General features: G+C 56.5%; 15 protein-coding genes. 11 read left to right on the top strand and 4 right to left on the bottom strand.

The window, feature by feature from the left end:
- The first annotated feature begins 13 nt into the window (after positions 1–13).
- A complete protein-coding gene (locus VM163_13335) occupies positions 14–604 on the top strand; it encodes an endonuclease III (protein HUT04864.1) in 591 nt (196 codons plus the stop codon).
- A 378-nt stretch (positions 605–982) separates the two neighbouring features.
- Here the strand turns inward: VM163_13335 and pyk are convergent, their stop codons facing one another.
- Positions 983–2,386 (bottom strand): pyruvate kinase, encoded by a 1,404-nt coding sequence (gene pyk / locus VM163_13340; protein ID HUT04865.1) that lies wholly within the window; start codon positions 2,384–2,386, stop codon positions 983–985.
- Between the two features lie 641 nt (positions 2,387–3,027).
- Here pyk and VM163_13345 point away from each other — a divergent pair.
- From VM163_13345 to VM163_13390, 10 genes are all read left to right on the top strand, one after another.
- Complete coding sequence (locus tag VM163_13345; protein HUT04866.1) at positions 3,028–3,447, top strand: hypothetical protein; 420 nt, start codon at positions 3,028–3,030, stop codon at positions 3,445–3,447.
- A 118-nt stretch (positions 3,448–3,565) separates the two neighbouring features.
- The gene (locus VM163_13350) at positions 3,566–5,773 is read left to right on the top strand and encodes a hypothetical protein (GenBank protein HUT04867.1); all 2,208 of its coding nucleotides are present in this window, start codon (positions 3,566–3,568) and stop codon (positions 5,771–5,773) included.
- 778 nt (positions 5,774–6,551) lie between these two features.
- Positions 6,552–7,805, top strand: coding sequence for a transcription termination factor Rho (gene rho / locus VM163_13355; protein ID HUT04868.1), 1,254 nt, complete (start codon positions 6,552–6,554; stop codon positions 7,803–7,805).
- 36 nt (positions 7,806–7,841) lie between these two features.
- The gene (locus tag VM163_13360) at positions 7,842–8,822 is read left to right on the top strand and encodes a glycosyltransferase family 2 protein (protein HUT04869.1); all 981 of its coding nucleotides are present in this window, start codon (positions 7,842–7,844) and stop codon (positions 8,820–8,822) included.
- Between the two features lie 123 nt (positions 8,823–8,945).
- Complete coding sequence (locus VM163_13365) at positions 8,946–11,165, top strand: hypothetical protein (GenBank protein HUT04870.1); 2,220 nt, start codon at positions 8,946–8,948, stop codon at positions 11,163–11,165.
- Between the two features lie 232 nt (positions 11,166–11,397).
- The gene (locus VM163_13370) at positions 11,398–12,717 is read left to right on the top strand and encodes a cation:proton antiporter (protein HUT04871.1); all 1,320 of its coding nucleotides are present in this window, start codon (positions 11,398–11,400) and stop codon (positions 12,715–12,717) included.
- Positions 12,707–13,996 carry a cation:proton antiporter gene (locus VM163_13375; GenBank protein ID HUT04872.1) on the top strand — a complete coding sequence of 430 codons (1,290 nt, stop codon included), beginning with the start codon at positions 12,707–12,709 and terminating at the stop codon, positions 13,994–13,996. The genes VM163_13370 and VM163_13375 overlap by 11 nt, the downstream gene beginning before the upstream one ends.
- Before the next feature lie 121 nt (positions 13,997–14,117).
- On the top strand, positions 14,118–14,588 hold the full coding sequence (locus VM163_13380) for a PTS sugar transporter subunit IIA (GenBank protein ID HUT04873.1): 471 nt from the start codon (positions 14,118–14,120) through the stop codon (positions 14,586–14,588).
- Positions 14,589–14,623: 35 nt separating this feature from the next.
- Positions 14,624–14,956 (top strand): hypothetical protein, encoded by a 333-nt coding sequence (locus VM163_13385; protein HUT04874.1) that lies wholly within the window; start codon positions 14,624–14,626, stop codon positions 14,954–14,956.
- Positions 14,957–14,995: 39 nt separating this feature from the next.
- Positions 14,996–18,592: an ATP-binding protein gene (locus VM163_13390; protein HUT04875.1), complete on the top strand. Its 3,597-nt coding sequence runs from the start codon at positions 14,996–14,998 to the stop codon at positions 18,590–18,592.
- A 10-nt stretch (positions 18,593–18,602) separates the two neighbouring features.
- Here VM163_13390 and VM163_13395 read toward each other — a convergent pair whose 3' ends face one another.
- The 3 genes from VM163_13395 to VM163_13405 all read right to left on the bottom strand — a co-directional run bounded on the left by VM163_13395 (position 18,603) and on the right by VM163_13405 (position 20,390).
- A complete protein-coding gene (locus VM163_13395) occupies positions 18,603–19,190 on the bottom strand; it encodes a hypothetical protein (GenBank protein ID HUT04876.1) in 588 nt (195 codons plus the stop codon).
- A 77-nt stretch (positions 19,191–19,267) separates the two neighbouring features.
- Entirely contained in the window at positions 19,268–19,639 is a 372-nt protein-coding gene (locus VM163_13400; GenBank protein ID HUT04877.1) for a hypothetical protein, read from the bottom strand.
- Between the two features lie 175 nt (positions 19,640–19,814).
- Positions 19,815–20,390: a polymer-forming cytoskeletal protein gene (locus VM163_13405; protein HUT04878.1), complete on the bottom strand. Its 576-nt coding sequence runs from the start codon at positions 20,388–20,390 to the stop codon at positions 19,815–19,817.
- Between the last annotated feature and the right edge of the window lie 23 nt (positions 20,391–20,413).

A 20,413-nucleotide genomic window follows, 5' to 3' on the forward strand; every position in this document is an offset into this window, starting at 1 on the left:
TAGACGGAGGCCTTTGAGGTCTCCGCTGGACGAGCTTATTCTCACGATCCTTTCCCAGAACACGACTGACGTCAATTCTCTCGCAGCCTTCAGACGGCTCAAGAACAGGTTCCCTCAATGGCACATGCTGCTGTCAGCAACTTACAGCGAGGTTCTCGATACTATCAAAACCGCCGGGCTAGGCCCCACAAAGACGAGGCGCATCCTCGATCTGCTCCCCCAGGTCAGGCAGAACGACCCAGACCTCACGATGGACTTCGTCTGCTCAATGTCGCTTGAGAAGGGATATGAGTTCCTGACAGGCTTCAAAGGAGTCGGCGCCAAGACGGCAGCGTGCGTGCTGCTATTCGCATGCGGCAAGCCGGCATTCCCGGTCGATACTCACGTTTTCAGAGTGGCGAGCAGGATCGGTCTGGACCACGCCTCGCGCACGCGCGAGCAGCTGCAGCGATTCCTCGAGCAGGCAGTCCCTGAGGACGATAGATACAACTTGCACATGAACCTCATCCGGATAGGTCGAGAGGTCTGCCTCGCCCGTGCGCCCAGATGCGGCCGCTGCTTCTTGCAGGATGTCTGCGAGCACCATCTACATCAAGGGAGTTGAGATTCCCCCAGAATCAGATTTGAAGTCATCGACGTTTCGGATGCAATCTATTCAGCCACTTTACTGGGCGATCGTGGCGGCTCTTGTTGCTTTGTGAGTTGCACCTGTTGGGTGGTTTGGAGTGCGGTGGCTTGACACCGCTTTCACCTGACGCGGCTTGACGCGTCAATCTGTCTGCTCAATGACTTGTTGCTGGTGCAATCGCCTCTTGTGGCGGTGCCAGGTCACCGCCAACCAAAGCGGTGTCAAGCCACCGCAGTCCAAAAGGTCTCTGCCCGCTTCGCTCAATCTGATTCTTGGAGAGATTCAATAAGGTTCCCGCTGGAAGTTCGGCTCGAGGCCCGGGCCTCAGACCTGAACGCTCCTGGCCGGCGACCACTATAGCCGGGCGGCGCGCATGAAATTCGTGGGGGTAGTTTCGGACGCCGGGAGCCCCGCCGTTACAATATAGAGCTCCTGCTTGTGGATTATTCCCCGGTCCAGCAGCACTCGCTCCGCCACCTCGAGCATGTGGTCGGTGCTCATTATCTCCTCGACAAGGATCGGCATAATACCCCACAGAATGTTCAGCCGCCGCAGCGTGGTCCTGTCCGGCGTGATCGCGACAACGGGCATCGGCAACCTGTGCTGCGAGATGAGCTGAGCCGTTCGGCCAGTCCGCGTGAAAGCCACGATCGCGCTTGCGCCAAGATCGTGGGCTGCGGTCGCCGCCGAGTGCCCTATCGCCGCATCGATTCTGCATCTGCCCTCATCTTGCCGTGTCATTATGGGACATACGTGCGGCTCGGTGTAGGAAGCAATGCTCGCCATCATCTTGACCGCCTCAATCGGATGCTTGCCGATGGTCGTCTCCTCAGAAAGCATCGTCGCATCAGTGCCATCCAGTATCGCGTTCGCCACGTCCGTCGTCTCCGCACGAGTAGGCCTGGGGTTCTCGACCATGGAGCTGAGCATCTGAGTCGCCGTAATCACGGGCTTGTTTGCCGCGTTGGCGCACGCGATGATCTTCTTCTGCGCGATCGGCACCTCATATATCGGTATCTCAACGCCCAAATCGCCCCTGGCAACCATCACACCGTCCGCCACGTCAACGATCTCCTCGATCCTATCGACCGCCTCTTTCTTCTCTATCTTGGCGATAACGGGGATGTGCGATTGCAGCTCCGCCAGGGCCTGTTTCGCATCGAGAACGTCGCTCGCCTGATGGCAGAACGAAAGCCCTATGAAATCCACACCGACGCGAACAGCGAACGCGATGAGCTCCCTGTCCCTCGGAGTGAGCGCCGGAATATCGAGCGACGGCCCCAGCACATTCACCCCCTTGTGGCTCGATAGTTCCCCTCCCTCCTCGACCACGCAATCGACGTTCGTCCCGTCCGTTCCCTCGACCACAAACTGCAAGGCGCCGTCCGCAAGGAGTATCCGCTCGCCAGCCTTCACCTGCTTTGCGAACGGCTTATAGCCGATCGATACTCGCTCTTGATCGCCCACAACGTCCTCGACGGTGATCCTGAACTTGTCGCCCTTCGTGAGCGTGATCGGCTCCTTCTCGAAACATCCGATGCGCATCTTCGGCCCAGGTAGGTCCATCAATATCGCGATCGGCTTGCCGGTGTCCTCCGCCACCTGCCGAATCTCGGAAACCACCTGCGAGTGCTCCTGCTCCGTGCCGTGTGAAAGGTTGATCCTGGCCACGTCCATGCCAGCGTCCACCAGCGCCGCGATCATCTCTCTGCTAGCTGTGGCCGGCCCAACTGTGCAGACTATCTTCGTTTTTCTCATAAGCGTCGTTATCCATTGTTTTGTCGCGGCCGCCCGGCTGCGCATATAAAGAAGATTGGATATTAAAATCCTACAAGACTGCCAAAAACTTTGCAAGCGCCGACATTGTGGCCTTTATGGCTCGATTGTGGGTAGGGAAAAACTGGAATCGAGGTTGACAGGGAGGATGTTTTAACTCCCTGAAAGGGAGCAACGTGAGTAGCCCCGTGTGAAACGCGGGGTCATGGGTGTGCCCAGATCCGTCTTGGCGACCCTAAAGGGGTCGAACAAATCCAGAGATTGACGGTATCGTTCGACCCTTTGCAGGGTCGCTTTTGAGGAGGTTTGGGACAACCTGTCCGTAGGTTCCACCTACGGCTACTCACGTCCATCCCCTCGCGGGGAAAGGCCCCATGACAAGGGAAGCTGGGTTATGGCCCTAGACATTCCGAGCCGGCTGTCTGGAGAAGAATAGGGCGACTCCTCAAGAAAGCACTTGACATGTCCGCCAGCTGCTTTCATCATGAATAATGTCTAAGTGTATAAGAAAAACGTACAGTTATGATAAGCTCGTTTAGAAAAGAGAGGTTGGGGCCTCGAGTTTACAGGCGCTTGGGACGGGAGTGTTGAAGAACCTATTCAGAAAAGACAAGGAGTGTGTTATGAGAAAGAGAAACCTCATAGTTGTTGGTTTGGTCGCTTGCGTGGCAATAACGTGGGCGATTATTGCCCTTGCAGGGCAGTGTGGAGACGAGAGTGATTGCCTCTCCAATGGTGCCGTTTTCGCAACACCGACGCCGTGGGTCTTCGTCTTTGGGGTGACGGGTGATGTGACGGAACTGGGCTTGGAGTGTCCCAAGGTGTATATCAAGCCACCGGGCTCCAGTAACTGGACAGATTACACCCTGACCGAGTGGGAGCTGATCACACCGGTATGCAAACACTATTGGAAAGACGTGGATTTCGAATTTGAAGGCTGGGGCAGCGGCGAATACACATACCACTTCGATTCGAGCTGCGGCCGAGACCCCAATTCAGGCGAATACTACTTCAACGTGAACGAGGACGGGGAGAAAGAGTAGCCGGCTCAGGAGAGACTTACGCTGGGCTAACACATTGGCGATGTTAGTTAGGGAGGCCCCAACCCTCAGCAATGGGAAGAACTTGACGACAGTCTCTTAAACATGGAGGGATAGTGAAATGACGAGGTCTAGGTGGACGGCGATTCTGTTGGTCTTTTTTCTGTTTGCGTGCGTTTGCGGAGCGGGATACTGTCAGACTTGGAAGAACTACGTGAAAGAGGACGGCTATGGGAAGCTGCTCGTTGAGGGCGACCATCTCTGGTCAGCGGGCGCGCTCCTCTACCGATTTGACGTCAACACGCGCGCCGCGAGGGTCTATCGGCGCGGCGAGGGCCTGCCGGAGAACAACCTCAGCTGCATTGCGATTGATTCCAGGGGCGTAAAATGGCTGGGGACCGCCAGTCGGGGCCTGTGGCTCTTCGATGGCGCAGCGTTTGAGCCGTTCGGGGCGCAGCAGCAGCTGGGCAAGAGCAGCATAGGTTGCCTTGCCGTAGATGGCGACGATAACGTCTGGACCGCGGCCTTAGGCGCCAAAGGGCTCAGTTTTTGGGACGGGCAGCTCGTGAGGTTCTATGGCGAGGAGAGCGGCCTCGAGGGAACCATTCGGGGCGTCACGGACAATGGCGATGCCGCGTGGTGCTGCACCGCTAAGGGCATATTCCGACTTGGTGAGGAGCAATGGGTAAAGGAGAAGGAAAAGGCTCACTATGAGATATTCAGCGACAGCGAGGGCAATATATGGGCAGCGAACTACGGGGGCTCGGACAATGTGGTTTGCTTTGACGGCGCCCAATGGTCCTCATACTCAGTCGGTTCCGCACGGTCAACACCGTTTGGTTTCTCAGAAGCGCCGGACGGCTCGATTTGGGTGGGCATCTATAACGGCGTGGCCCGGTTTGACGGCGAGTCCTGGACCAAGTATAGCCCCGGGGACGGCATGCCCGAGACGTGGGCCGAAGTTGTGGATATCATGAGCACTGCGGTCGATGCGAACAACGTCCTGTGGGCGACGAGCTCGATGGGGATAATATCGTTCGATGGCGACACTTGGTCTGATCTGCCCATGAGTTTCAGTATCCCGATGGGCCACCTGATGTGCGCCTGTTGGACGCCGGACGGCCTGCTGTTTGAGAGCTACCACGGGGGCAGGGGCTTTTTTGATGGGGTCTCGTGGAGTGTGTACAGCGCAGAAAGGCCCGGAGTAGTATCCGGCAGCCCCTCGATGTTCTACGATCAGGCTCGCAATTGCGTGTGGTTAACCGGCCGGGCCGGCCATCTCAGTCTCTTTGACCTGGCATCGAGAAGCACATTTAAGCTGCCGGGCGACGACGTTCCACTCAATCCTAGCGGGGCAATGGCTTTCGATGTGAGCGGCAACCTCTGGGTCGGCTCCTCTATGGGCATCTATCGCCTGGAAAGCGAGACCTGGACGAGATTCAGCACAGAGGACGGTCTTACCTCAAACGACGTTAATGGAATCGCCATCGCGGCTAACGGCGACATCTGGGCGTGGGCCGGCTCTCCATACACGGAGCCCACAATCGACGTGAACATCTTCAGCGAGGGCAGCTGGCGCCAGCAGCCCATCGCGGCGTCGGCCTGCACCATAATGGGCCTCGCCTCTGACGACCAGCACAGTATCTGGGCTTTGATACAGACCTCCTGGTCGCCCGCCTCTTACACAGTTATGAGGCTTGACGCGGATGGCTCCCTGAAGCAATGGCCGCTCGACACCGGTATAACGGGCACTCTCCAAGGGATGTTCGTCTCCCCCCGAGGCGACGTGTGGATAACGGGGTCCTTCGGCGCGCTGAGATTCGCCGACGATGAATGGCGGCCCGTTACGCCCGCAGATGGCCTTGCGACCGGGGCGATCGAATCCGTTGCCTTCGCCCCTCACAACGAGACCTGGGTTTGCACGGACACCGCGCTTTCGCGCCTCGATGAGAGCCCGATTCCCTGGCTTGACCTTGATCTCACGGGCACTACTGGCACGACAGTGGACTTCGTCCCTGGCGACACGCTCAGTCTTTACGGCGAGCTTCACAATCCCATGGCGCCCTGCGCCGTCTCAATCTACGTAGCCTTTCAGCTGCCCGGCGATGAGACGCTCTTCTTCTGGCCAACGTTCTCGACCGCTCCTACTCCTGCGTTCACGGGGGCGCTTCCGGATAAGCTCTTCTGGGGTCCTGCGAACTTGTTCCAGTACAGTTTCGGAGGCTTCGAGCCCGCCGGTGAGTATTTCGTAAAGGCGGCCATCATCTCCAACGAGACCGGCGAGCTGATCGACGAGATCGTTGAGGCGCCGTTCACGTTTACGCCGTAAGGGAAGCTGTCTCCCTCAGCAGACCTGGATTGAGGCGCACGCCTGCGATAACGCTCGCAGGAGTGGCTTTGTGATGACGTTGTAGAGGCTGTCCGGCCTATCCGGCATGGTTTCTGACCGGAGCGGGGATTCTGCGCCGGGAGTTTGCCCGGTCTTAAGCGGGGGCTCGTCGGTTTATTTGGTATATGGGTCTGCTTCTGCATGGTCCCAGCTGGAATTGGACCGGACCGGACGCCGCGCATGAGCGCGCCGAGGGGGATTCGCAGCCGGCGTCAAGCCCCCTGAAACGAAGGCGGTGCCCTGAACCACTCCAGGACAGAATGGGGAAACCCCTCTCAAAAAAACAGCTTGACTTTATCGGACTGAGAACCGATAGTTAAAGATAGAAACACGAAAATAGCCTGCCTGAGCCGCGATCGAGGCAAGGTATTGCCATCGTGGTATTGTGTCAGGTTTATCCTTCAGAAATCCGAGTCCCGATGATATATAGCCGGTATGGTGGCAATTAAGTGCTTGTCGGTTCAAGATTTGGTCTTTGCGAGGGTGTTTATAGCTTTTCACGATTCGTTCATCGACTGATCACTTAGGCGTTGGTTTCGGTCATTAGGTCTTGGGCTGTGTTGCCTTTGATTTGGCGGGTCCGAGCAATTCACAACAATAATCAGGGGAAATCACATTGGCTAGACCACGAAAGAGGAAGGTAGAAACAGCGGCAGTTCCGCCCAGGAATCAGGTTCGAGAGGATACTGGGTACATGCCGAGCGGCGTCAGGCCGACGATGAACCTCGTCGAGCTGAAAGCCAAATCGACCTCGGAACTGTCGAAGCTCGCTCAGGAGCTTAGTGTTGATGGTTCCGCCGCTCTCCCAAGGCAAGAGCTGATCTTTAAGATCATGCTTGCCCAGATAGAGAAAGAGGGGCTGATCTTTGCGGAGGGTGTTCTCGAGACGTTGCCCGAGGGCTTCGGCTTTCTGCGGTCTCAGGACTTCAACTACCTTCCTGGGCCTGACGACATCTACGTCTCGCCGTCGCAAATACGGAAGTTCGGGCTGCGAAAGGGCGACACAGTTGGCGGGCTGATCCGTCCCCCCAAGGAGAACGAACACTACTTCGCTCTCTTGCGAGTGGAGACGATAAACAGCCAGGAGCCCGACAAGATCAAGGAGACAATCAACTTCGACAATCTGACACCGCTCTTCCCGGACCAGAAGATCCAGCTCGAGACCGGCAACGGCAACATATCTACTCGCATCATAGACTTGATTACGCCGATCGGACTGGGTCAGAGGGGCCTGATCGTGGCGGCTCCCAGAACTGGGAAGACGATGCTGCTCCAGGCCATCGCCAACAGCATCACGGCGAACCATCCGGACGTGATACCGATCGTTTTGCTGATCAACGAGCGTCCGGAGGAGGTAACCGAGATGCGTCGCTCGATAAACGCAGAGGTTATCGCGTCAACTTTTGACGAGCCTGCTGAGCGGCACGTGAAGGTTGCCAGCATGGTGCTTGAGAAGGCCAAGCGGCTTGTCGAGCAGGGGCATGACGTTTGTATCCTTTTGGATAGCCTCACCAGGCTTGCCAGGGCTCACAACACTGTCGCGCCTCCTAGCGGCAGGGTCCTGTCGGGCGGGCTCGACTCCAACGCTCTTCAGAAGCCGAAGCGGTTTTTCGGGGCCGCGAGGAACATCGAGGAGGGCGGGAGCCTCACCATTATCGCTACCGCGCTTGTCGAGACGGGGAGCCGAATGGACGATGTTATCTTTGAGGAGTTCAAGGGCACCGGCAACATGGAGCTGCACTTGGACAGGAGGCTGGTTGACCGCAGGATATATCCTGCCATCAACTTCGAGAAGTCGGGAACGAGAAAGATAGAGCTTCTTGTGTCCAAGGATGTGCTCCAGAAGCTCTGGATACTAACTCGTTTCCTACAGCAGAACTATGACCCGGTCGACGCGATGGAGTTCTTGATTGACAAGGTCTCCAAAACCAAGTCCAACGAAGATTTCCTCAACTCAATGAACACGATGTAGCGGCCAGCCGCCCTTCTGAGGGAGACATCCTGGAGGATGACCTGGCCAAAACTAGTCTCGATCAATGTCCTTGCCACAAACGAGAAGGATTGCTTGAGGCGCTGTCTTACATGCATCCAACGTCAGACGTATTCGCCAATCGAGGTCATTGTAATTGACAACGCCTCGACCGATGGGACGGACGAGATGCTCAGGAGCACTTTCCCCGAGTTTGCTGTCATAACCAATCCCGATAACCTCGGCTACTGCAAGAGCCACAACATCGCCATTAGGCGGTGTCACGGCGATTATGTGATGCCGCTAAACGCAGATGTCTTCATGGAGCCAGGCTTCGTCGAGGCGAAAGTGTGCGCGGTGCAGAGCGCCGCCAACATCGGCATGGTTGAAGGGAAGCTCTTGCGGATTGCGGGCCACGACGCCGCTATACCTGACGAGAAGATCATTGACGGGGTTGGCACCGTGCTGACGAGAGCGCGAAGGAACTTCGAGCGAGGCCAGCGCGAGCGCGACGAGGGGCAGTACGCCGAGCCGGAGTTTGTTTTCGGCGCATCGGGCGCCGCACCACTTTATCGGCGAGAGATGCTGAACGACATCGAGGTCGAGGGAGAGTTTTTTGACGAGGACTTCTTCATCTACAGAGACGAGGTGGACCTGGCGTGGCGTGCTCAATGGCTCGGCTGGAAGTGCCTTTTCACGCCAGATGCGGTCGCATATCATGTTAGGGCTTATGCCCCGGACAAACGGCTTAAAGTGCCAAAGTTCCTCCGACAGATTCAGCTTCGCAACCGATATCTGATGATAATCAAGAACTCCTCTGTCACCAACATCCTGCGGGACCTGCACCACATCCTCTGGTTCGAGTTCAGGCAGTTAGCCTACGTCCCCATCTTCGAGCCTCACCTGGTGAAAGGGCTTCTGGGCGCTATCAGGCTCGCCCCCAAGATGCTCAAGAAGCGCAGAGTAATCGTCGCCAGACGCCGTGAGACCCCTAGATACATCCATTCTCTTTTCGGTTGATCGCCCCCGTCACCAGCAATGCGAGGGGCTGGCCCAAATTCGCCTCGAAAATCATTTGTGAGATTGCCAGCCCCGTGCCCACGCAGTTGCGTTCGGTATGCAGATTCGGATAATCTATCGGGCATGAGATTCCGGCAAGCGCGGCACTCGGACAATGAATCTGACATAGAGCACTTGGGCGAGAGGGGCGTTCCTACGCCGATCAATGGTCGAGGTGCAATAGGCCGTGTAGGGCTGCCCGGCACACTGCTGTGTCTGGCACTAGTGGCCGCGGCCGGACTTGTGCCGTTCCTTCCGACGTTCCACCTATTCTTCAGCCACACGGATGACTTCCTCTTCTTCTATCCGCTTCCATTCTCCGAGTATCCTAGGATTTTCATCCCGCACTGGAGCTTCTACAGGCCGCTGCCTGAGATATTCTGGCTGCTGGAATACCGCTTCCTGAACGTCGATCCGTTCGGGTATCGTGTCGTTGCCTGGTCTCTCCACCTTCTGTGCCTTCTTACTGTTTTCTGGCTGGGATTTGTGCTCTCCAGAAGCCGCTTCGTCGCGACCGGCGCTGCGCTGATAGTCTCACAGCAGCCAGCGCTCCATGACACAGTCTGCCGGATTGGTGGTGGGATTGACATCATGTTCACCATCCCTTACCTCCTGTGCCTCATTGCGTATTTCCGCTACCGGCGGGCGCGAAGCACCACAGCCCTGGTCGCATCGCTCGTCCTAGCTACCATTTCGCTCTTATCCAAGGAGATGGCAATCACACTTCCGCTTGTCCTTCTTTTGATCGAGCTTGTTTTCTTTTCAGGTCGCGGTCGCAAGGAAACTGTCAGAAGGTGCGCCTCGGCCATTCGCCGCACCAGCCCATTCTTCCTACTCACCGCCACTCACGTCATCCTGTTCGTTCTGCGGCCATTCTGGCCAAAGCCAAGCCAGATCGGCCTTCTATCGAACTTCCGGTCAACCGCTCTTCATGTCTTGAGCAACACAGAGCTGGTCTTCAGCCACCTTTTTGCCCCACTTTGGCTCGTCGTGCCAACCATTCTTCTTGGCATCTATATCATGCTGCGAGCTCGCACGACCGGCGGCGTAGGTTGGGAGGACTCTGCACGGCTGCGACGGCTAATGCTCTTTGCGCTTGGATTCACGGCGCTCTCGCCGATCCCGGTAGTGCCCCTGCCCGTGATGATCGAGCCGCATTCGTTCTATCTTCCAGTAATCGCCTCGAGCCTCGTGACAATGGCCTCGCTGGCCACCATCCGCGCTCGCCTTGCCCGAAGTCGCAAGGCTGCCGTGGCGCTGCCAGCCGCAATCTTGTGCGCAGCGCTCCTGATCCTCAACGCCGATCTTCGAGGCGAGCTGGCTGAGTTTGTGAAAACGAATGAGGTCAAAGGATCGATTCCGATGTCGGTCGCCCGTAATATCGATCCCAAGACCGCTAATGGCCAGATATCGCTCGTCTTCATGCCCGGAGACAAGGTCAGGAGCGTCGGCACGGATGTCATCTACTTCTGGGTTGCAGGGACACGGTTCATGTTGCACGACTCGATCGAGGTGATGTGGGTTCACGAGTACCTGACCAGGGCGCTTGTGATGGGCCGACCAGCCCCCGAACCACAGTTTTGGGAATGCAAGGATTCTGAGGCGCGCGCGAGTCCGGAGTTGACCGAACACATAAGGCGGCTGTTGAAGTACCGGGCCAGCCTGGGAACAGCTCTTGGGACACCCCCTCCTCTCGATCGCAGCAAGGCCGGCCTATCGTTGACCGGGCCTGTGCCTGAAAACACACTCGACTGGGATTTCTCTGAGGGCCTGGACGGCTGGATAGTTAGGCGCGGCAGCGCCAAACTGGCCAACGGATACTTGGATATATCATCAGATGACGGGCTGTTCGTGCTTGAAAGTCCCAGAATCTCGATCGATCCATGGTATTTCGCCACGGTCAACGTGGTCGCTAAGTGCGACCACAAGCCCGACGATTCTGTGTGGCGAATCCACTACCGTTCCAACGGCGACGATGGCTGGCCAAAGTTCAAGAATCGAATCGCTCCCATAAACCGGGATGGCAACTTCAACGCCAATCTTGCCCTCATGCTGGTCCAGTTCTACTGGGGCTACGGCCGAAACATCGCTGGGTTGCGCCTCGTCATCGAGGGTCTCTCCCCGGGCACTGCCCTGCAGCGCATTTCTCTCTCTCCTGCCCTGGCCCCACTGTCGATTAGCGGCTTCAGAACGATCTCACCTGGCTTCAGCATGAAAGGGCCGCCGCGCCTCGATAACTTCGTGGACTGGTCTCGGCCTTGCGACGTGAAGTCGGCCAAATCAAAAGCTTCAGTGGGCAAGTAATAGACGAAAAGGCATCCAAGTCCGGCAGTAGAGGCCTGATACCTGTTACACTGTTGCTATAACTGGGAAACTCGGGCCAGTGCCGTTCAAGGAAATGCTGGCGCTGGTTTATGCTGCCTAATCTGTTTTTTTCGAGACGTGCTGGTCTGCGTTGCAAAACTGCACCGGGCGTGTAGTATGCCGCGTTGAAGCCCGATTTGGTGGGAACTATAGCAGAGGTTGTCGATCTATCATGCTTTTGGAAGAGGTTGAGCTCATCTTCGTTTTGAGCGTCCTTCTTCTCTCCGGCTACGCACTGGGCATTTTGGCCAAGAGAGCCAGGCTTCCCGAGATCACGGGTTACATCGCGGCCGGGATAGTCTTAAAACAGGCGATCTTCTGGCTCGGGCTGATGTCGGACATCAAGTTCACGAAGCTCTTCTCACGCGACCTCATTCCGATTAACCATCTAGCACTTGCACTCATAGCGTTTGCTGTGTGCAGGGGTCTGCGGCTCGAGCAGATGAAACAGCTGGGCAAGGGCATTATCTGCATAGCTTCGGTTCAGGCCATTGTTACGTTCGTCGCAGTTACGATTGGCGTTGCAGTCATCGGTTCTTACGCCAATCTCGGCGGCGCGCCCGCAGGCAGTTTTATGAATGTGCTGCCGCTTGCGATCGTCTTTGGTGGTATCGCGACTGCGACCGCACCGGCGGCAACAGTCGCCGTGATAAGGGAGTTAAGGGCCAAGGGCCCCTTCACTACGACGCTGCTGGCGACGGTTGCTATGGACGATGCGATCGCGCTTTTGATATTCGCTTTTGGCATTACGATAGCTGAAAGTCTGCTCACGATGGGCGTTGCCACCGCTGGTTATGGGGCGTCTCGGCTATGGCTTAGACCGCTGGTGGAAGTGGTTGGGTCTTTGTGTCTTGGGCTTCTCGTCGGCATAGCTCACCATTTCGTCGGGGCAAAGGTAGTGGGAAAGGTCGAGATGATGACAGCATCACTTGGCATAATCACGTTCACCAGCGGCCTCTCCATGCTTCTCGGGCTGTCACCACTGCTCACTATCATGGCCGCCGGTTTTGTCCTGGCCAACATCTCCAGACGTAATCAGCGCATCTTCGCGTCCATCGAGGGCGTTCAGGGCCCTGTATTCGTGATCTTCTTCACGCTAGCGGGGACACAGCTTCACCTTGAGAACTTGTTCACCTGTGGGATAATCGGGGCAAGTTTTCTTGTCTTCAGGCTTTTGGGTAAGGTGGGTGGCGCCCGTTTGGGTGCATCCATAGCACATGTGAAGGGACCGGCGAGGCGCTATTTGGGGCTTGCGCTGCTTCCGCAGGCTGGTGTTGCGATCGGCCTGATGCTGGTGGCTCAGGAGAACCCTTACTTGTTTGCTTATAGGTATGTGCTTGTCGATGTTGTCCTCGCATCAGTTGCTTTGAACGAGCTTATCGGGCCGCCCTTCGCTGCCTACGCCTTGAGGCGCTCTGGCGAGGCGGGTCTCTCGAGGAAAACAGAGACCTCGAAAACTCTGGGCGCATCAGAGGAAAGATATGATTCCTGAGGGAGCAGACCTAGTATTCCTTGTTGGACTGATCCTCACCGTAGCCTTCATTGGCGGGCGGCTCTCAAATCGCGTTCGGCTGCCTGAGGTTACTGGCTACATTTTTGTGGGGATTCTTCTCAAGCTGTTCCTGGACCTGCTCGGCCTCATCAAACACCAGAGGCTTGAACTGCTGCTTGGCGAGCATCTCGGACAGGTCCCACAGATCACACTTGCTCTCATCGCGTTCATCATCGGCGGCAGTTTGCCTATTGGCCGGCTCAAGCGGCTTGGGCGAGGCATCGCCTGGATCGGCATGATGGAGGGTTTCGGAGCTTTCTTCTGTGTTACCTTGCTGACATTCGTAGTAGCGCCTCATGTGTGGGCCGTGCCCCCGATCGAGGGAATCTCGCCAATCAAGTCTGTGTTTGCATTTGCCCTGCTGTTGGGAGCGCTCTCGGCTGCCACAGCGCCCGCCGCAACTGTGGCCGTCATAAGAGAGCTCAGGGCGCGAGGCGACGTTACGACAACGCTTCTGGGGGTGGTCGGCTTCGACGACGCTGTGGCGCTATTCATCTTCACTTTCGCGAGCGCAACTGCCTCAGGTCTGCTGACCATTGGGGCACAAGTGGGCAGCAGTCTTTACGAAACAGTGGCTTTGCCGCTGATCGAGATCGTTGGCGCCGCCCTGCTGGGTATAGGGATGGGGTTTGTGGCTCACTTCGGCTCTCGCTTCTTCAGGACCAAGCGCGAGACTACCGTTGGCGCCTTGGGATTCGTGCTGCTTTCTGGCGGGATAGCAATTGGTCTTGGCGTATCGCCGCTCTTCACAAACATGTTCGTGGGATTCACTTTGATAAATCTCTCCCCGCGGAACATCCGAATCTTCCGGTCGCTCGGCGATATCGACGCGCCGATCTATGCGATGTTTTTCACTCTGGCAGGGACACATCTTGAGTTCAGCAATCTGGGCATGCTTGGCGCGCTGGGAGGGATCTACATCGTTGCGAGGTTTGCTGGTAAGCTGTTTGGTGTGAGAATCGGTGCCAGGCTGGGGCGAGCCCCACCAACGGTCAGAAAGTATCTCGGGTTTGGCCTCCTGCCGCAAGCGGGCGTGGCAATTGGACTTGTGTTGGTAGCTAAAGCCAATCCGGCCTTTGCATCTTTTGCGCCTATGCTGACGAACATCATACTCGGGACGGTGGCGGTCAACGAGCTGGTTGGACCACCGTGCACCGCCTATGCCTTGAGGAAAGCTGGTGAGGTGGCGGGGGAAAAGCCCCCGGCAAACAGCTCTTGAAAGCAAGATGATTCTCGTGTTTGATAACGCTCAGGCAATCGCAGTGAACTAACTTCGAGGCTTTGATTGACTGGCACGCACTCCCAGTTGACGGTATTTAAGCTCTTAGAAGAGGTAGAACATGGTTGAACTGACATCCTTCATGAAGGAGAAGCTGATCTGCCTTGACCTCAAGTCCACCACGAAGGCAGATGTGTTTGACGAGATGTCAGATATCATCTCGCAATCCGAATCCGTCCCGGACCGCGACATGTTTCTGGCCGCCCTGAAGGAGAGGGAGGCAGTAATGACAACGAGCCTCGGCGACGGGGTGGGGATTCCACACGCCAGGTCTGATTCGATCAAGAAGCTCGTAATCGCGGTCGGCCTGTCTCGCAAGGGTATAGACTTCGGGGCGAAGGATGATCCGCTGGTTCGCATAGTGTTCATGTTCGGCATTCCGGCCAAGGAGACCAAGCTATACATCCAGGTGCTTGCCAAGATCTCACGGTGCGCTCGAAAGAAGGCCAACCGGGATAGACTTTTGGCAGCCGGGAGCAAGGACGAGGTTTACGCTATTTTCGAGGAATTTGACGCTTTGACACGGGGATGAGGGTGTCTGCCCTTTTGAAACCCAGAGGGAATGTCATGTATTTAGTGATCGTGGTTCTGTTCCGAGAAGATCAGCTGGACGACATGTTGTCAGTGTTTGCCGAGCTAGGACTGGAGAACGCTGTTGTGGTCGAGGCGACGCGGATGCAGGAGGTGCTCGCCTTTGACGTGCCGATATTCGCAGGTCTTGTCGGCGGTTCCCTCGGAGGCAAGAGGTACATCAAGATGGTGATGGCCGCATCTGATGATGAGCACATCGGCACGAGAATTAGCAGTGTAGCTAAAGATCTGGACATAGATTTTTCGAATAGGGAAGTAGGAATGGTCCTAACCCTGCCGATTAGGGAGTATGTATCGGCGGAGGATTAACAACCCAGAGTAAATGAGAGAAGGCGATGATCAGGTGAGATGACCGCGCTCGAGCTTGGCTTTCTGATCTCATTTGTTACTTGGGTGTTTCCTCTTCTCGCTCTGGGGCTCTTCTCTTACGGTCTAGCTTTACACTCCAAGAGAAGCACTGGCGCTGTTCATTTCTTCTTCGCTGCGTTCGCAGCATTCTGCCGCAACCTCATGTTTCTGATCGACTACGGGACGCGCTCCCCGCTCGGCGGTCACGAGATTAGGCAGCTTTTCGACCTGATCCTGCTGCTGGCGATGGCTCTTGCCGCTATCGGTTCGCTGTCTTTCCTCTCGGCCCAAGGGATAAAGATTAGTCAGTCGCGGCGCCGGGTCATGATCACAGCATCGTTTGCGGCCTGGGCCATACCGGCCATGTCGGGGATGCTCGGCTCTTTCACAGCGATCGGGGTCCTGCATCACGCCGTTTACAACTCCGCCGTGGTGGGCCTTATGTGGGTATATCTCGTCCTGGGCGCGGTGGCTGCCCGCCACTTCGGCAAGAGCGGCCAAAAGGCTCAGAAGCTCGCCATCTCAGCCGCCGTGCTGATTCTCATCAATCCTATCCTGCGCATGTATTTCTTCCATAACATGATAGTGCCAAAAGCAGCGCTATGGTGGTGGCTGGATGCTGTCCTGCTCGGTGCGAGCACATCCTTGGCCGGAATGGTTGTCATATTCATTGCCAAGAGCGCTGGGGCACGGGGACTGAGCTCGCTTGTGAGAAAACAGTTCAGGGCCAACAGAATCATGTCAAAGCGCACCTTCGCAGTCATTGGGGCCGTTGTCGTCATCGCCGTGCTGATGTCGCTCCTTCTGATCCAGAGGTCCGGCGAGGAGCTTACCTGTGCAGTTGCCAAGCAACTTCAAAGCAGGCAGCTTTCGCATATTCTCGGCGTCGGTTCCGAGCTTCGAGCAGCAAGCAAGACGCTTGCCTCGTGCCTCGCCGGGTTGAGCGAGCTATGTAGCAGAGGGTTGCAGCACTGGGACGATGAGGTCTTCAATAATCTTGTGGCGATGGCGAACGACCAGCTGCCATGCAGCCTGCTGATAACCGACCCGGAAGGACGAATACTCAAGACCGACGCCCAGCAAGGAACGGTGCGGCAACTGCTCGGCTATCTTGCAGCAGTCCCGTTTGAGAAGACCGCCGCTGGCAAGGAGGTGCGCGTTGCAGGCCCCGTCTTCATTGGCCCAAGAGGTTCCCCCAGAAGCTTCTTCGTGTTTCACGCCCCGGTCTTTTCTCGCGGCGCTTTAGACCAAGCGATTCTCTATAACGCTTATCTCTTCGCCCCAGCTCAGGTCGTGGCCAGCACCTTTCTGCGAGGCGCCGGCTCTGAGTTCGGCCACACGATTCTCGCTGACGACGGGGGAAAAGTTCTCCTCTCCACCGAGGTCAACTCAACTGCCCACTCGATACCCCATCGTGTCCCGCACTCCCCGACTGAGAGAACAAAGCACTTGCTTTCGAGAATGAGGGCGCATAGCCCAGGCTCAACCATTCTCAAGTCGAGGGATTCCTCGGAGCTCGCCTCATACTGCTCGGTTCGTCTTGGTGACAGCAGCTACTACCTCGTGGCAGCGGCCCCATGGAACGTCGTCCTGTCCTCCATTGACGAGGCGTACCTCAAGCAGTACCAGCTTCTGGGCTTCATAATGGCCCTCGTTCTCTTCGGCAGCGGGACCGCGGTCGAGGTCTCGACACAGTGGGGGAAGGCACTTGAGCGCATGATGCTGGTCAAGACTGAGCAGTTGCACCACGAGAAGGTCAACCTTGAGCAGACGATGCGCAGTATCGGCAACCCGCTTCTCGCCGTGGATGAGGAGCTCAACATCACCTACGCCAATCCCGAGTTCGTGTCAGCCTTTGGCTCGCCTGACGGGAAGAAGTGCTATCAATTGGTGTTCGGTCGGAGCGAGCCCTGCGAGGACTGTCTCGCCAAAAAGGCCATCGAATCCGACCACGTCTGCCATGCGATTAGGCAGCGCGAGGTTGATGGGCAGCCCCGGAGCTTCGACATAACCGCGAGCCCCAAGAGGGACATTGAGGGGAACGTGCTGGAGTCGATCCTTCTGTTGAATGACATCACAGAAAGAAGCACGCTACAACGCGAGATAAAAGAATCGGAGGAGAAATATAAGCGTCTGGTTGAGGCCTCACCAGACATGATCTGTATCGTCCAATCCGGTCGGCTGATCTACGCCAACCAGGTCTTGACGCGGAAGCTGGGATTTGCCCCACGCGAGCTCTTTTCTAGCGATTTCGACCTCGTCTCGAGGGTTGTGCATCCTGATTGGCGCACAAAGGCCATAGAATCTCTCGAGCGCCTTCAGAAGGAGGGAGCTGCGTTGGAGACGGAGCTTCTGCTGATAACCGCGAGCGGAAAAGAGCTGCAGGTCCTCTTCAAGGGCGTTCCGATAACCTACAGCGGCCAGGATGCAGTCGAGTTGATCCTGGTCGATATTACGAAGCTCAACGAGCTTCATAAGCAGCTGCTCCAAGCTGAGCGACTCGCCTCGCTGGGCGAGCTAACCGCCTCGATAGCACATGAGCTCAACAACAAACTGGCCCCGATACTTGCCTACTCCGAGATGCTTCAGGACAGGGTCTCTGACGATGCTGTCTCCAAGAGGCTGATGTTCATTGAGAAATGTGCGATTGGTGCGAAATCGGTCGTTGAGTCGTTACTTGCGTTTCCGAGAACCGGTGCCTCTGTCAGGAAGTATGTCAACCTGAACAGGATACTCGAGGAGACCGTCCAGCTGGTCAAGTATCGGCTGGATGCCTTCAATATAGACTTGATATGGGAACTTGATAAGGGCCTGCCCCGGACAATGGTTGACCGTAAACAGATGGAGCAGGTCTTTCTCAACATCATAAACAACGCCTACCAGGCGATGGAGGATAGGGGAGGCACGCTCTACATTCAGTCGTCAGTCGAGGGCGACAACATCGTGTTCCAGATCACGGACACCGGCCCTGGAATCCCTGAGGCGAACTTGACGCGCATATTCGAGCCGTTTTTCACGACAAAACCTGTTGGGAAGGGCACTGGACTAGGCCTGCCTTGCTCCTACGGTATAGTCAAGACGCACAATGGGGACCTGCGCTGCGCCAGCAAGGTCTCAAGGGGGACGACCTTCACAATAGAGATGCCCATAGTTGAGGGTGAGCCCGAAGAGGAAGCTCCCAAGGGGGCGCAGATTGTCTCTCAAGAGGTGCAGCGGGGTGCCAGTATCCTCGTTGTCGATGACGAGGAAATACTCAGGGGGATGGTGCGCGAGATACTCGCCCCTGACCACACAGTGTTTCTGGCCGGCAACGGCCGAGAAGCGATAGACATCCTAAAACGAGAACCAGTAGATATGATTATCACCGACCTGCGCATGCCCGGACTCGACGGCTTTGCGCTGTTCAAATGGGTCAAGGAGAACATACCCGGACTTGAGAAGCGGATGCTCTTCACGACCGGCGACATCTACGAGCCCAAAACACGCGAGTTCATCAGGCAGGTGGAGTTCAGGTGCATCTCAAAACCCTTCTCGGTAAGTGCTTTTGTCCAGCAGGTCAGCTCCCTACTTGTTGAACAGCCCGCCGCCCCGGTCTGATAATCGGCGCCTACAGGTCCTCTGCAATCCTCACAGTATGGTCCTTGTAAAGCTGTGAGACCGAGTTGTAGGCCAACAGGTAACGGTTCATATCGCTGCCAGACAACAACTCATCGCCCTGCATACAGCCCACAAACTCGCTGTGCTCAAGAGACTTGAGCTCCTCATACTTACGCTCAGCGAGCTTCATGTGCATCAGAAGATACCCCACTGAATCCCTAGCACGCTGATAGTAAGATTCACGATAGCGAGCGATCTCCTCAGCGCTCTCCTTGTAAAAATTCGTGATAAAATTCTGCTGCTTCTCAATTAGCCCACCATGTTTGTGAGCAAAATAGCCCGCTCGAGACTCGTCCAACAATATGTCAAGGTGCTCGAGAAAATCCAACTCGTCCTGAGATACCTCCGCAAAGAACATCAGCGACCGCTCTGAGTTGGCGAGAGCCCGCTTCAGGTAGTATATGACGTTGACCGGATTCTCCTCCATGCTCGCGAAAATCGCGTCAAGATCACCAGTCTCAAGAAGGGCCCGAGTCCGGTCGTAGTACGCGTCGCGCCGCCCAAACAGGGGGGCTTTGTTATTGTCAATCTCTACCACGCTATCACCTTGCCTAAATCCAAGTAATGCTCGGCGCGTAATACCATGCCCCACCATGGACGCCCAGAAACGTGGGCTCAGGCCACAAGGTCAAGCTGCCGCCCAGTCGTCGAGGCCTCCAGGAACTGTCCTGAGCGGCCGTAGATTAGGCACGCAAACTCCGCCTGAAGACAGCGGCCGGAAGTGCTATATCCATTCTGGTAGGACTGGGAGTCTGCCAAAAACTGATCCTCTCGCTTCGGCTCAATCAGGGCGCACGAGCTCTGAGAGCTCCGCGAAGCGATGGCTCCCGTATTCTCATTCTCTTGCAGCCCGAGACAGATGGCAGCGTTGTGCCCGCCAAACCGAGCCACAAGCCCCATACCCATCGCTGGGAGCCTCTGCTCGTCTCGTAGGTAGCCAATCGCCCCCCTAAGCTGGTAGCTGGGGGTTGCGCTCGCCGGAACCATTGTCAAATCCCCGCCTATCGCCTCCGTAACTCGAAAATCACCGGTTCAGAAGCTCCCAACAGACCCTACTGCACCCCAATACTAACGGTCAGAACTGGCGCCATCAGGAATTGCCGCAGCCCACCGCAGCGAGCTGTCAGACACCCGTAGAGAGCGAGTCCCCCAAGACGCACAATCAAGCACCTCCATTCTTCTCAGGAATCGGATTGGCATCGCCTCGCAAAAACTCCTTCTTCTTTTTGATCTCTGCCTCGCCGATCTGTTTCGTCGCCTGCGGTGAGCCGGTCTGCATGTTGATCTTACCGATCACGCGCCCGCCCTCGTCGATCTTGACGCTCTTGGCCACGATCTCGCCTTCTATCGTTCCTGTCTTCTTAAGCTCAAAGAGGTTCCTCGCCTCGGTCCGGCCCTTCTTCCGACCGGCTATCGAGACGTTCTCCGCGTTCACATCCGCCTCGACCAGCCCAGACTCGGCCACTATGAGGTCGCTCTGGATATGCACCTTGCCCTTTACGATACCGTAAACAATGACGGTTCTGTCGCTCTGAATGTCGCCGTTCACCACCGTCCCCTCGGCTATGATCGACTCGCCACCAGCGACAGGCACGTCACCTTGACTCTTAACGTTTGCTTTCATGTTTCCTTTGACCATTGGTCTCGCCTCGGGCTTACGCACTTGTGAGGCAGTTTGCTCTTTTTTTGAACCAGTTTGAGAATCCTGCTTCTTCTCGTCCTTGTTGAAAAATCCCATCTCATACTCCTGCGCCACGAATA

Source organism: bacterium (assembly GCA_035527515.1).
In the GTDB taxonomy this organism is placed as follows: domain Bacteria; phylum B130-G9; class B130-G9; order B130-G9; family B130-G9; genus B130-G9.